Source organism: Pedobacter sp. (assembly GCF_041662865.1).
Taxonomy (GTDB): domain Bacteria; phylum Bacteroidota; class Bacteroidia; order Sphingobacteriales; family Sphingobacteriaceae; genus Pedobacter.
Map to the genome: position 1 here is coordinate 1 of NZ_JBAZRL010000008.1, position 13,544 is coordinate 13,544.

14 protein-coding genes are annotated in these 13,544 nt (G+C 32.5%); all 14 read left to right on the top strand.

All coding sequences use genetic code 11. The features are described from left to right. Window positions 1–434 precede the first annotated feature (434 nt). From WC622_RS04465 to WC622_RS04530, 14 genes are read left to right on the top strand one after another with little or no spacing between them, the layout of a single operon-like run. Complete coding sequence (locus WC622_RS04465; RefSeq protein ID WP_372817699.1) at window positions 435–1,208, top strand: polysaccharide biosynthesis/export family protein; 774 nt, start codon at window positions 435–437, stop codon at window positions 1,206–1,208. An 18-nt stretch (window positions 1,209–1,226) separates the two neighbouring features. Next, window positions 1,227–2,849 (top strand): GumC family protein, encoded by a 1,623-nt coding sequence (locus tag WC622_RS04470; RefSeq protein WP_372817701.1) that lies wholly within the window; start codon window positions 1,227–1,229, stop codon window positions 2,847–2,849. Then, entirely contained in the window at window positions 2,846–3,637 is a 792-nt protein-coding gene (locus tag WC622_RS04475; protein WP_372817703.1) for a CpsD/CapB family tyrosine-protein kinase, read from the top strand. Before WC622_RS04470 ends, WC622_RS04475 begins: the two co-directional genes overlap by 4 nt. A 6-nt stretch (window positions 3,638–3,643) precedes the next feature. Then, a complete protein-coding gene (locus WC622_RS04480; RefSeq protein ID WP_372817705.1) occupies window positions 3,644–4,945 on the top strand; it encodes a nucleotide sugar dehydrogenase in 1,302 nt (433 codons plus the stop codon). Window positions 4,946–4,947: 2 nt separating this feature from the next. Then, entirely contained in the window at window positions 4,948–5,937 is a 990-nt protein-coding gene (locus WC622_RS04485) for an SDR family oxidoreductase (protein WP_372817706.1), read from the top strand. Window positions 5,938–5,989: 52 nt separating this feature from the next. Further along, the gene (locus tag WC622_RS04490) at window positions 5,990–6,394 is read left to right on the top strand and encodes an FdtA/QdtA family cupin domain-containing protein (RefSeq protein ID WP_372817708.1); all 405 of its coding nucleotides are present in this window, start codon (window positions 5,990–5,992) and stop codon (window positions 6,392–6,394) included. Continuing rightward, window positions 6,387–6,800 carry an FdtA/QdtA family cupin domain-containing protein gene (locus WC622_RS04495; protein ID WP_372817710.1) on the top strand — a complete coding sequence of 138 codons (414 nt, stop codon included), beginning with the start codon at window positions 6,387–6,389 and terminating at the stop codon, window positions 6,798–6,800. The genes WC622_RS04490 and WC622_RS04495 overlap by 8 nt, the downstream gene beginning before the upstream one ends. After that, on the top strand, window positions 6,793–7,251 hold the full coding sequence (locus tag WC622_RS04500; protein ID WP_372817712.1) for an acyltransferase: 459 nt from the start codon (window positions 6,793–6,795) through the stop codon (window positions 7,249–7,251). Before WC622_RS04495 ends, WC622_RS04500 begins: the two co-directional genes overlap by 8 nt. A 3-nt stretch (window positions 7,252–7,254) precedes the next feature. Continuing rightward, window positions 7,255–8,358, top strand: a complete 1,104-nt coding sequence (locus tag WC622_RS04505) for a DegT/DnrJ/EryC1/StrS family aminotransferase (RefSeq protein ID WP_372817714.1) — start codon at window positions 7,255–7,257, stop codon at window positions 8,356–8,358. A 1-nt stretch (window position 8,359) separates the two neighbouring features. Then, entirely contained in the window at window positions 8,360–8,956 is a 597-nt protein-coding gene (locus WC622_RS04510) for an acyltransferase (protein ID WP_372817716.1), read from the top strand. Window positions 8,957–8,960: 4 nt separating this feature from the next. Beyond that, window positions 8,961–10,451: an oligosaccharide flippase family protein gene (locus tag WC622_RS04515; RefSeq protein ID WP_372817717.1), complete on the top strand. Its 1,491-nt coding sequence runs from the start codon at window positions 8,961–8,963 to the stop codon at window positions 10,449–10,451. Window positions 10,452–10,459: 8 nt separating this feature from the next. Then, window positions 10,460–11,350 (top strand): glycosyltransferase, encoded by an 891-nt coding sequence (locus WC622_RS04520; RefSeq protein WP_372817719.1) that lies wholly within the window; start codon window positions 10,460–10,462, stop codon window positions 11,348–11,350. 26 nt (window positions 11,351–11,376) lie between these two features. After that, entirely contained in the window at window positions 11,377–12,450 is a 1,074-nt protein-coding gene (locus tag WC622_RS04525) for a polysaccharide pyruvyl transferase family protein (RefSeq protein WP_372817721.1), read from the top strand. After that, window positions 12,447–13,544: a glycosyltransferase gene (locus WC622_RS04530; protein WP_372817723.1), complete on the top strand. Its 1,098-nt coding sequence runs from the start codon at window positions 12,447–12,449 to the stop codon at window positions 13,542–13,544. Before WC622_RS04525 ends, WC622_RS04530 begins: the two co-directional genes overlap by 4 nt.

The following is a 13,544-nucleotide window of genomic DNA, read 5'->3' on the forward strand; positions in this document are numbered from 1 at the left end:
AATCTTCAACTAACACTAAAGCTTGATCAGTTTACAATGGGGTTAAATCTTAATTTATGTGCTAAATTCCCAGGTCGAAATCCCAGAATTTAAGGGTACAAACTCGGAACTTAAAAAATGTCCGAAAATGTCCTTAAATGTCTGAATATGTCAGTCCAACAAGGTGCTTTGTTCTGCTCTTGTTCGAGGTTTACCCTATGTTTGTTCTTCTAAAACGGCATTTAGCAGAACAAATGCAGGAAGAATATAGGAGAAGTATAGGAGAAAAGCTAAGAATAACATTTTTGTTGGTTAATGAAGTTAGTGTAAAGTAGGAGACTGAAATCAATAAATTACCTAAATTAGTTAAAAGTATTAAACCAGAACCAATTAAAGCAATAGCTTGAATTCAGTATTATTGTTATATTTGCGTCTTTTATACTAACTAATTGACTATGCCTATTAAACAGATCTTTTACATTTGTATTGCTGTGCTTTTTTTTAGCTCATGTAGTTCTACTAAGCAGTTACGCTATTTTAATGACCTTCCAGATAGTAATGTAGTTGATTTGCCACCTATGGTGCAGGAAGAGAGATATATTCAAGATGGTGATCGATTGATTATTACGATTGGAGCACAAGATCCTGTTGCTGCGGCCATGTTCAATTCTTATGGTGGGGTTTCAAATTCAGGTGGTAGCACTGGAGTAGCTAGAGAAAGTGAAGTATCAGGTCTATTAGTAGAATCAGATGGGACAATTGAATTTCCCTATTTAGGCAAGGTAATTGCTAGAGGTTTAACAGCAGCTCAATATAAAGAGAAATTAACCAATTTATTGACTAAATACTTGAAAGAACCTTTAGTAAGTGTACGATTTTTCCAAATAAAGTTTACTGTTTTAGGTGAAGTAAGAGCGCCAGGAACGTATACTTTGCCCTTACAACGCACTACTTTTTTAGATGCATTAGGCGCTGCGGGGGATTTGCCAATTTCTGCTAAGCGATACGATATTCAAATATATAGAGACTATAATGGTAAAAGAACTATTTTTAAAGTAGACCTAAGAACAAAGGAAATTTTGTATAACCCCAACCTTTTTCAAATTAAACATAATGATGTAATCTACGTGCAGCCTCGAGATAGTAGAAGGTTTAGTGAAGAGGCAAGATTCTATGCTTCTTTAGTTACTGTAGCAGTTGGGATTATTGCCATTTTTTCTAAATTTTAATTTAACAAATACCTTTGAATGGAAGACTTTTTTGAGGAAGACAAAAAACAAATTGCTAGTAATTCATTTGACCTTAAACAATATCTATTTAAGCTCATCAACAATTATCTTTGGATAATTCTGAGTTTAACCATAGCATTAATAGGTGCCAAAATATATTTAAGATATACGATTCCTCAGTATCAATTATCTAGTTATATCTTAATTGGTGGCGGAGATTTAGAAAGCGGCACGAATTCGATCTTAACAAATGCAGGTTTAGCTAATGCTGCAGCAGATAATAGCATTTCGGCACTTAATAATGAGATTTTCATTTTAAAATCGCATACACTGATTGGTCAGGTGGTAGATTCTTTAAAATTAAATCAAGTATTTACTTCTTTAGGAAATATTAGAAATCAGCCCGTTTTCCAGCATAATTTACCAATAATTATGACTGCTAAAAGGAAGTTTCCAAATGTGGGAAGCTCAAATTATCAACTGATTGTAGATCTCTCTTCTTATAAAATTAAAGATGCCTCAAGAACCTATTCTGGAAAATATGGTGAGCCGATTATTATACGTCAAGACACTATACTTATTGAAAAAAACCCAAATGTTCCGCTTGTAAGAGAACGGGAGTTTGGATTTCAATTTTTAGGTAGATTGAGCGCAGTAAAAAAATATATTTCTCGATTAAATGTTGCTCAGGCAAAAAATGGTGGACTTGGTTTGCTCCAACTTTCTGTTGTTGATGAAGTACCACTAAGAGCTGAAGCATTTATTAATGTTTTAATTAATAAGTATAATTTAACTTCTCAAAACTTCAAAAATCAAGCTATCCATAGTGCAATAGATTTTTTAGGTAAAAGGTTAACTACAGTAAGTACTGAGTTAGAAGAAGAAGAAAATAAGGTTAGAGATTTTAAAGCCAACAATAAAATTTATGATGTATCAGCCTCTGCCACAGAATTATTAGGAAATCTTCAATCAATTGATGCTAAGAAAACAGAAAACACCTATCAGGAGCAGCTACTTCAACTAGTAGAAGGAACCATCAAAAAATACTCAGGGAAAGAAGATATTATAGCAACTGCCAGCGGTTTACAAGACCCTGTTTTAACTTCGCAAATTGTAAAGTATAATGAAATGGTGATGCAAAAGCAAGCTGTTTTAAGTACGGGTACAGAAGCTGATGTAAGATTGGACGGTATTAACACTCAATTAGCAGAATTGAGAAAAAATATTCTTGCAAATATTGGTAATATTAAGCAACAGTTTAAAAAAACAGACAATTATTTTTCTGGGCAGGAGAATAGATTTTCTGGTAAATTCGAAGCTTTGCCAGAGAAAGAAAAACAATTTATAGAATTAACAAGAAGGCAAAATATTAAGCAAACGTTATATTTATTCTTACTTCAAAAAAGAGAAGAAACAGAAATACAATTGGTTTCTTCTGGTGTAGTTAAATCAAGAACAGTTGATGATGTATTAAACGAAGGAATTGTTTCCCCATCTACTAAAATAATTTATTCTTTAGCAGGTTTAGTTGGGTTATTATTACCAGCTTTAATTATCCTTGCTCGTATTTTCTTTAATCAAACTATTCAAACCAAGAAAGAAGTAGAAAATGGGACGAATGTGCCTATTCTTGCGAATTGAGTTTTAGTCCTTCTGAAGATCCAATTGCAATTACAACGCTAAATAGATCGGCAATTGCAGAACAGATTAGGGCTATTCGAACGAACTTGTCTTACATTGGAGGGAGCAAAGATCATAAAGTGCTAATTGTAACTTCATCTATGAGTGGTGAAGGGAAAAGTTTTGTGAGTTTGAATTTGGCCAACAGTATCGCTATCGGGAATAAGAAAGTAGCCATTTTAGAATTGGATTTGCGTAAACCGATGCTTTCGAAAAAATTAGGACTGAAAAATAAAAAGGGAATTACCAATTATTTGATTGATGATCAAATGCGTCCTGAAGAAATTATCCAGCCTTTGGCTAATTACCCAAACCTAAATATTTTAAGTTCAGGTCCAATTCCACCAAACCCAGGCGAATTGATTATTAATAATAGAATGGCTATGCTAATTAGCTATTTGAGAGAGAATTTTGATTTTGTCATCTTAGATTCTCCTCCAGTAGGGCTAGTTGCCGATGCATTAAGTTTAGGCAAATTATCTGATTTATCATTATTCGTAGTTAGACACAAATACTCCTATAAATCTTCTTTAAACTTACTAAATGATCTTTATTTAGATAAAAAATTACCTAATCTATCCGTAATTATTAATGGAATTCAATATGAGAAAGGTGGATATGGAGGTACCTATGGCTATGGTTATGGCTATGGTTATGGTTATGGCTACGGTTACTATTCTGATGACAGTAAACATGAAAAAAACCGCGGTATTATAAAAGCATTGAAAAAAATATTTAAACGCTCGTAATTATTTATGATATTAAATTATACGGATACAAAAATTGCAGTCATTGGACTTGGTTATGTTGGTTTGCCTTTAGCGGTTGCTTTTGCAAAAAAATATAATGTAATAGGTTTTGATATCAATCAGAACAGGATAGATGCGCTAAGAAAAGGATTAGATCATACTTTAGAAATTGATGAAGAAGAGCTAAATGCCGTTACCTTATCAAATCCTAATGGGACAGGGTTATATACTACTAATTTGATTGATGATTTAAAAGATTGCACAGTATATATTATTACTGTACCTACCCCAACTGATAAACACAATAGACCAGATTTAACTCCTTTGTATAAGGCTAGCGAAACAGTAGCAAAAGTATTAAAAAAAGGTGATGTAGTTGTTTATGAATCTACGGTATATCCAGGTGTAACGGAAGATGAATGCGTGCCAGTATTAGAAAAAATATCTGGTTTAACCTACAATGTCGATTTTTATGCAGGCTATTCGCCTGAACGAATTAATCCAGGAGACAAAGAACATACGGTAACTAAAATTTTAAAAGTTACGTCTGGCTCAACACCTGAAATTGCAGAAATGGTAGATCAGTTGTACCGTTCAATCATCACTGCTGGTACACATAAAGCAAGTTCTATTAAAGTAGCCGAAGCTGCTAAAGTAATTGAGAATTCTCAACGTGATATTAATATTGCGTTTGTGAATGAATTGAGCAAAATATTTAATCGAATGGGAATTGATACCCACGAGGTATTAGAAGCAGCAGGTACAAAATGGAATTTCTTGAAATTTAAACCAGGTTTAGTAGGTGGACATTGTATTGGTGTTGATCCCTATTATTTAGCACAAAAAGCACAAGAATTAGGCTATCATCCAGAGATTATTTTAGCAGGTAGAAGGCTTAACGATGATATGGGGGCGTATGTAGCACAAGAAGTGATTAAGCTGATGATTAAAAAGGATATTGCAGTTAAAAACGCAAATATTTTAGTTTTAGGCTTCACCTTTAAAGAAAACTGCCCAGATGTAAGGAATACTAAGGTAATTGATATCATTAAAGAATTAGGTACCTATAATACTAACGTTACAGTATATGACCCATGGGCAAAACCAGCCGAAGTTTTACATGAATACGGGATAAGTACAGCTAATAATTTTGAAGATGTTAACTCAACAAAATATGATGCCGTAATTTTAACTGTAAGTCATGAGGAATTTAAAACGCTTAATTTGAATGAATTAAAACATACAAATAGCGTGGTTTATGATGTTAAAGGTTTTCTGAACAAAGAAGTTGTAGATTCAAGATTATAAAAATGTACGAAATAAAATACCATAGTGAAGAATTAACAGATAAATCTTTTTTAGTGACCGGTGGAGCTGGCTTTATCGGATCTAATCTAGTGGAATATCTGCTTAAATATGGCGCTAAAAAAGTAAGAGTTTTAGATAATCTATCCAATGGTTATTATGAAAATATAGCGCCTTATATCGGCTTAGAAAATTTTGAATTTATTAAAGGTGACATCAGAGATTTAGAAACGTGTAAAGCTGCGCTCATAGATATAGACTATGTTAGTCATCAAGCAGCTTTGGGTTCTGTACCACGATCTATCGCAGATCCTATTACCTCTAATGAAGTTAATATTTCTGGCTTTTTAAATATGCTTACTGCAGTTAAGGACGCTAAAAATGTAAAAAAGATGGTGTATGCAGCATCTTCGTCTACCTATGGCGATAGCCCAATGTTGCCAAAAGTAGAAGGTAACGAAGGTAATCCGTTATCTCCTTATGCTGTTACCAAATTAGTAAATGAGCTGTATGCAGATGTTTTTAGCAAGGTATATGGCTTAAATACAATAGGCTTGCGTTATTTTAATGTATTTGGACCAAGACAAAATGCCAATAACCCTTACGCGGCAGTTATTCCTATCTTTTGTAAAGCGTTTATAGAGGGCGTTCAGCCTTTAATAAATGGAGATGGTATTACAAGCCGCGATTTTACGTTTGTTGAAAACGCGGTACAAGCAAATATAAAAGCGATGCTTGTTGATGATTTAGGAAAGCACGAAGTTTTTAATATGGCTTGTGGAGATCAGATTAGTTTGAATGAGATGGTTGACCTATTAAAAGAGATTAGTGGGAAACATATTGAAGCCAATTATGGCCCTGAAAGAAAGGGAGATGTTAAACATTCTAAAGCAAGTATTGATAAAATAACCAAAACGTTAAACTATTCGCCTAAAGTAAAATTTAAGGAGGGTTTAGACTTAGTTTATGCCTATTATACTAGCAATAACAGTTAAATTTATTGGAAATATCTCAAACGATTTTTTAGAGATTAAATTTAATTAAAACATGAACAATCAGCCTTATCTAATCAATTTACCCAAAATATTGGACGAAAGAGGAAATTTATCCTTCTTTGAACATGCTGGGCAATTGCCATTTAAAATTGCACGTACCTATTGGATATATGATGTGCCTGGAGGTGAAGTTAGGGGAGGGCATGCATTTAAAGAACAACAAGAATTTATTGTTGCCTTATCTGGCTCATTTGATGTGGTACTGCATGATGGTGAAAAAGAAATTAAATTTAGTTTGAATCGATCTAATTACGGCATTTATATTCCCAATAAGATATGGAGAAGTCTTGAAAATTTTTCTACCAATTCGCTAGCCTTAATTGTATCTGATCAGAATTATTCAGATATGGATTATATACGTGATTTTGAGGCTTTTAAAACAATGAAATATGATTAATGTCTTTCTATGTTCTGTTGTAGAATTGCCCAAAATAAAGAATAGGGCAGGCAATATTACCGTAATCGATCACCTGGATAATTTATTGCCATTTGAAGTAAAACGAATTTTTTATTTATACGATATTCCTGGTGGCGAATCTCGAGGTGCTCACGCACACAAAGAATGTCATCAATTTTTAATAGCGGCAAGTGGAAGCTTTGAAGTATTGCTAGATGATGGTAAAACTAAAAGACAAGTACAGCTTAATAGGGCAAATTTAGGGTTGCACATTCCACCAGGAATTTGGGCTTCAGAGATTAATTTTTCTTCGGGTTCAATTTGTTTAGTATTAGCTTCTCATACTTATAATGAGAATGACTACTTGAGAGATTATAATGAATATATAAAATACATAAATGAGTAAATTCATTCATCCATTGGCAGATGTGCAAAGTGAAAACATTGGAGATAATACTTCGATATGGCAATTTTGCGTTGTTTTAGAAAAGGCTATTATTGGGAATAACTGTAATATTAATTGCCAAGTTTTTATTGAGAATGATGTTATTATTGGTAACAACGTTACTATCAAGCCTGGAGTTCAAATTTGGGATGGCATTACTATAGAAGATAATGTTTTTATAGGCCCTAATGTAACTTTTACTAATGATAAAATGCCAAGGTCTAAGCAATATCCTACAGAATTTCTAAAAACAGTAATAAAACGTGGTGCATCGATAGGCGCAAATTCAACTATCTTACCAGGTCTTAATATTGGAGAAAATGCAATGATAGGAGCTGGAAGTGTGGTGCTGAAAGATGTTCCAGAAAATACTATTTACGTTGGAAACCCCGCAAAAGAATTAATCAAATAAAACATGAAAATCCCATTTTTATCCTTTTCTAATTCCAATAAACTAATTAAATCTGAAATTATTAAAGCATTTGAAGCATTTTTTGATTCAGAATGGTATGTGTTGGGTGAAAAAGTAAAAGGTTTTGAAGCAGAGTATAGCTCTTATAACAATGTTAAATATTGCGTTGGAATTAGTAATGGATTAGATGCATTACATATTGCATTATTAGCTTTGGGTATAGGTGAGGGTGATGAGGTCATAATTCCATCAAATACTTATATAGCTACAGCTTTAGCTATTTCTTATGTTGGAGCAATTCCAGTGTTTGTAGAACCAAATCTGGATACCTATAATATTGATCCTAAAAAAATTGAAGCTTGGATTACTTCAAAAACTAAAGCTATAATGCCAGTTCACTTGTATGGTCAGGCCTGCGAAATGGAGGCAATAATGGATATCGCTAAAAAACATGGCTTGAAGGTAATTGAAGACAATGCACAAGCTCAAGGCGCAACGTTCAATAATAAGATGACTGGTAGTTGGGGTGATATAAATGGGACCAGCTTTTATCCAGGGAAAAATTTAGGCGCTTTAGGAGATGCTGGAGCAGTTACTACAAACAATGAAGAATTAGCAAAAAAAGCTACCATTTTAAGGAATTATGGATCAGAGAAAAAATATTTCAATTCTATAATAGGCCATAATATGCGTTTGGATGAATGCCAAGCTGCTTTCTTATCAGTAAAATTAAAATACTTAAATGAATGGACTTTACAACGTCAAGAAATTGCAAATTGGTATTATGATGCCTTAAAAGATATACCAGGTGTTATTTTGCCGATTACGGCAATGAATGCAACGCATGTATATCACCAATTTGTAATAAGAACACAGAACAGAGATAGACTGCAAGAATATTTGACTAGTAACGGGATAGGAACTTTAATTCATTATCCAATACCACCACATTTACAAGAAGCATATCAATTTTTAGGGTATAAAAAGGGAGATTTCAAAATAGCAGAAGAAATAGCAGATACTTGTTTAAGCCTACCAATTTGGCCTGGAATAAGAGAAGAAGAGATTCATTTAATTGGGAAAATAATTAGAAATTTCTACAGTTAAAATGAAACTAAGGCCATATGTTTTCATTGTTGAATTTTGGAATTTTCTCAGATTTAAGCTGTTGAACTTTCTTATTCCAAACATTCGAAACATTTATTCTAAGAAATTATCATATTTAGATGTACCTAATTGTCAACAAAGAACAATAGTAACTGGCATAGGTAAAACTCATATTGGAAGTCAGTGTAAATTTGGGTATAAGAAAGGTGGATTCCATAAAAATGGATGCGTTGAACTGCAAACACGTTATGAGAATTCTGTTATTCAAATTAGCAATGATGTCGCAACAAATAATAACGTTTTTATTTGTTGCGCAAATTATATTGAAATAGGCGAAAATACTCGTATTGGACAAAATGTAACACTCATGGATTTTGAAGCCCATGGGATAAATCCAAATGAAAGGAGTAAAGTAGGTAGCATAGGTCAAATCGTTCTAAAAAAAAACGTGTGGGTAGGTAATAATGTAATAATTTTAAAAAACTCTGAAATTGGCGAAAATAGTGTGGTTGCAGCAGGTGCAGTAGTTTCAGGAATATTTCCTAGTAATGTAATTATTGGAGGCATACCTGCTAAAATAATTAAAAATATAGACTAGGGAAATGGAGAATAAAAAGAATTCTTATCAACAAATATTTAAAGCAACTTCCATTTTTGGAGGAGTGCAAGTCGTTAATATATTAATTCTTGTAATAAGAAGTAAGTTTATAGCTGTATTGCTTGGGCCAGCTGGTATGGGAGTTGCATCATTGTTGATTTCTACCACTAATTTCTTATCGTCCTTAACCCATTTTGGATTAGGTTCCTCTGCTGTTAAAAACGTAGCTGTTGCCAATGGCACGGGGGACGAACATAAATTAGGACAAACAATTGCAGTATTTAGAAAACTAGTCTGGATTACAGGTATGTTTGGCTTTATACTAGCTTTGGCTTTATCACCTTTACTGAGTAAGATAGCGTTTGGGAATAATAAATACACAATATCATTTATGCTTATCTCTGTCACATTACTTTTGACTCAGATATCAGATGGGCAGACCGTTTTGTTAAGGGGCACTAGGAATATAAAGTTAATGGCCAAAGCAAGTATGATTGGCGCATTAATGGGATTGTTAATCTCAATTCCCCTGTATTATTTTTTTGGTCAGAAAGGAATTACCCCTTCAATTATATTAACTGCTGTTTCAGGATTATGTGTTACATGGTTTTATTCAAAGAAAATAAAAATCAAAAAAGTTCAAACAAATAAACAAATTATTGTTTCTGAAGGGCTTGACATGCTGAAAATGGGAGTGTTGATTAGCATGAGTAGTTTGATCTCAATGGGTACTTCCTATATTGTTCGAATTTTTATTAGTAGTATGGGCGGGATTTCAGATGTAGGGTTATATAATGCGGGATTTGCAATAATAGGAACTTATGTAGGTCTTGTGTTTACTGCGATGAGTACAGACTATTATCCTCGATTAGCTGCCGTAGCTAATGACAATAAAAAGTGTAGGGAAGAAATAAATCAACAGGCAGAAGTAGCGTTATTAATATTAGCTCCCATTTTAATTATATTTTTGGTATTTATAGATTTTGCGATTATTTTATTATACTCAAAAGAGTTTATAGCTATCACATCTATGGTTCATTGGGCAGCGATAGCTATTTTTTTTAAAGCAACAAGTTGGGCTATAGGCATTATATTTATTTCAAAAGGGGCTACAAAATTGTTTTTTTGGAATGAGTTGATTACTAATACTTATTTGTTAGGATTAAATATATTGGGTTATTATTTTTTTGGATTAACAGGTTTAGGTGTTTCTTTTTTAATTGGTTATATTCTACATTTAGTTCAAATGTATATTGTAACCAATAGACTTTATGGTTTTACTTTTGATAGTAAGTTTATTAAGATATTCTTATTTCAATTTCTATTAGCCATTGCATGTTTTATATCAGTTAGTTTTTTGCAAAAAAACTTATCGTATCTAATTGGTATATGTTTCATAACTATATCTATGTTTTTTTCATGGAAAGAAATGAATAAAAGAATAGATCTTAATTTAATGCTGAGTAAAATTTTACTTAAAAAAATAAAGAAGTAATATAAATTATGAATAAACTAGTATCATATTGTCTATTTAGTTACAATCAAGAAGATTATATTGAGGAGGCATTAAATGGTGCTGTCAATCAAACCTATTCTCCATTAGAAATAATAATATCAGATGATGCTTCTACTGATGGAACATATGAAAAAATAAAAAACTTTAAGGAGAATTATTCGGGACCGCATACAATTATAATTAACTGTAATCCCATAAATCTCGGTATAGGGGGGCATTTCTCGAAGGTTCTTTACACACTTGCGTCGGGAGAATATTTGACAGTACTTGGAGGTGATGATGTGTCTAAGAGCGACCATGTTTCGAAAGCTGTAGCCTATCTTGAACAATATCCAGCTATTTCATTAATAGATTTTAACGCTGATATAATAGACGAAAAAAGCAATTTTATTAAAATATATCACGCTCTGCCTTTTGATAAAAAATTGTTTACACTGAGTGATTATCTTCAATTGAAACAGATTTCTTCTTTTGCGCCTGGCAGAATATTTACGAAATCTTTGTTAAGTAATTATGATGCAATTTCAAATAACTGCCCAACCGAAGATTCGGTACTCGTGTTAAGAGCGTTATTTATGGGCGGATTAATGCGAATTAATGAGCGATTAGTATCATATAGAAGGCATAGTAATAATACCACTAGCGCAAGTAATATGGGTAAACTTTCAAATCTATCCATTATTGCACAATACTATAGAGATTTATTAAAGCTCTACGATGACAAAAAGATAGACGATACAGATTTTGAGCTTGTATTTAAAAGAATAGGTTTGGAATATAAATTGAGAAAGTTAAAGTTTGATGGGAAAAAGAGTAAGCTTAATACTTTATCTAAGGTAATTCGTATAAAATTGCTAAATATAGCCTATAAACGTTAACAATTAAAAAATTAGAAGAGGTATACATGCAGAAGGTTTTAGTCATAAATGAAGGATACAGCCATAACTTAGGAGACCAAGCTATTTTAGAAGCAGCTACCCGGTTTTATGAGGATAAAGGCTATGCAGTTGATTTTTTATATTTATCCAAACCAACTATTCAGGCATTACCTACCTATAATTATACCTCTTCGGCTCTAACAAGAATAAAAAAAAACAATCTAGTTCTTAAGCTGAAAGCATCTCTTAGTTTCTTTCATTGGTTTTTAACTAATCGCAAAGTCATCAGTAATACCCTATCCAGAAATAACTATGCAATTGTAAGCATAGGCGGTGGTCAATTGATAAATACATCAGGAACGAATTTTCCAAGTGCTTTTGCTATTGCTTTGTTTTGGTTTACCCATTTAATAAAAAAACAAGCTAACCAAGCCAAATTGTATTTTGTTGCCATTGGAGCAGCAACGCAATTTAATAAGGTAGAACGGTACCTATATCAAAGCGCTTTAAACAAAGCAGATCATATTTGGGTTAGAGATGAGTTTTCTCAACACATACTCAATAAAATTTACGCCAAGAAAGCTGATTTGATTCCTGATATTGCCTTTTATAAGAGTAAGCATACAGAAGTTCCGATAAAAACAGATGTGGCGTTGGTTGGTATTGCCAGTTATGAAGAAGTGGTGTTAAAATATAATAAAGCAGTTACAAAGGATACTTACTTTGCCTCGGTTTTCTTGGAAATTGAGGGGATACAAAAAATGGGTTTAACGGTTAAGCTTTTTTATACTACTCTTTTAGATGTGACAGCCATTAACGAATATAATGAATACCTAGTATCAGAAAATAAAGTGCCACATGAAATTTGTGCTATTCAAAATCTAGCTGATTTAGTTCAAGAATTAAAAAAGGCAAAATTGGTTTATTCTGGAAGAATGCATGCGTTAATTTTAGGTCTAAAATATGGATGTGAGGTAAGGCCATATTTATTGTCTCAAAAATTAAGATCATTTAATGAAGCCTATATTGCTATTCATAAAGATGTACGCGAGATTAGTAAAGAAGTAGAATTAGGCTTAGCTCCAATTTTTAATTCATGACAAAAAAAGATATTACATTTTTAATACCTTCTATGAACGGTGGTGGAGCAGAGAAAGTAACAATGCTCATTGCAAATGAATTATGTGCAAGAGGGTGGATGGTTACATTATTAATGTCGAAACTAGAAGGGCCGTATTTAGATAGATTAGATAGGGATATTAAAATAGAGCTGCTTAAAAAAAGAAATATTTCAAAAAACCTTTTAGAGATTACAGCCTACTTGAGAAAGAATAAGCCAACAATATTCTATTCTTCGATGATGTATGTAAATGTTATAGCAGGTTTAGCAGCGAAATTAGCGGGCTATAAAGGCAAACTCTATTTCTCAGAACATAGTCACGTATCTACCAGTATTGCTACAAATAAAGGGCTTACATTTAAAGTAATATTTACTTTAGCTAAATTACTATATAAGGATCCAAATGCAATTGTATGTGTATCTGAAGGAGTAAAAGAGGATTTAACATCAATTATAAAGAAAATAAAAAGAACCATAGTGATTAATAATCCGGTTGAAAATCTTTTTATGCCAATTGAAAGAAGGAGCGATGATAAATACCGTTTAATTTCTATTGGTAGATTAGATCGGGATAAAAATTTTAAATTATTGATTGAAGCTTTCGCAGAAGTTTTGAAAGAGGTAGATAATAGCGATACATACGAACTTTATATTTTAGGAGAAGGTTACGAACGTAAGAACTTGGAGAACTTAATTTCAAGTTTAAATTTAAGCACCAAAGTATTTTTACCTGGATTTGTAAATTCACCAAGGGAAATGCTTAACTCCTCTGATTTATTTGTTTTTCCATCAGTAAGGGAAGGATTTGGCAATGTATTGGTAGAGGCTTTAAGCTGTGGTTTACCTGTAATTGCTGCAGATTGCAAAAGTGGTCCAGCCGAAATATTACTAAATGGAAAGGTTGGTGTATTAGTGCCCATACATGATAAAGAAAAATTAAAGATGGCTATTATTGATGAAATTACAAGCCCTAATCAAACTTCCTCCAAAGAAACAAGAATGGAGCGGGCAAATGATTTTTCGATACACGCTATTGTCAATAAGTATGAAAATTTATTTTTAAATAAAAAATAG

What these genes read in the sequence shown, in the direction of transcription:
- WC622_RS04465 (WP_372817699.1), top strand. Translation starts at nt 435, where the DNA reads ATGCCTATTAAACAGATCTTTTACATTTGTATTGCTGTGCTTTTTTTT.
- WC622_RS04470 (WP_372817701.1), top strand. Translation starts at nt 1,227, where the DNA reads ATGGAAGACTTTTTTGAGGAAGACAAAAAACAAATTGCTAGTAATTCA.
- WC622_RS04480 (WP_372817705.1), top strand. Translation starts at nt 3,644, where the DNA reads ATGATATTAAATTATACGGATACAAAAATTGCAGTCATTGGACTTGGT.
- WC622_RS04485 (WP_372817706.1), top strand. Translation starts at nt 4,948, where the DNA reads ATGTACGAAATAAAATACCATAGTGAAGAATTAACAGATAAATCTTTT.
- WC622_RS04490 (WP_372817708.1), top strand. Translation starts at nt 5,990, where the DNA reads ATGAACAATCAGCCTTATCTAATCAATTTACCCAAAATATTGGACGAA.
- WC622_RS04495 (WP_372817710.1), top strand. Translation starts at nt 6,387, where the DNA reads ATGATTAATGTCTTTCTATGTTCTGTTGTAGAATTGCCCAAAATAAAG.
- WC622_RS04500 (WP_372817712.1), top strand. Translation starts at nt 6,793, where the DNA reads ATGAGTAAATTCATTCATCCATTGGCAGATGTGCAAAGTGAAAACATT.
- WC622_RS04505 (WP_372817714.1), top strand. Translation starts at nt 7,255, where the DNA reads ATGAAAATCCCATTTTTATCCTTTTCTAATTCCAATAAACTAATTAAA.
- WC622_RS04510 (WP_372817716.1), top strand. Translation starts at nt 8,360, where the DNA reads ATGAAACTAAGGCCATATGTTTTCATTGTTGAATTTTGGAATTTTCTC.
- WC622_RS04515 (WP_372817717.1), top strand. Translation starts at nt 8,961, where the DNA reads ATGGAGAATAAAAAGAATTCTTATCAACAAATATTTAAAGCAACTTCC.
- WC622_RS04520 (WP_372817719.1), top strand. Translation starts at nt 10,460, where the DNA reads ATGAATAAACTAGTATCATATTGTCTATTTAGTTACAATCAAGAAGAT.
- WC622_RS04525 (WP_372817721.1), top strand. Translation starts at nt 11,377, where the DNA reads ATGCAGAAGGTTTTAGTCATAAATGAAGGATACAGCCATAACTTAGGA.
- WC622_RS04530 (WP_372817723.1), top strand. Translation starts at nt 12,447, where the DNA reads ATGACAAAAAAAGATATTACATTTTTAATACCTTCTATGAACGGTGGT.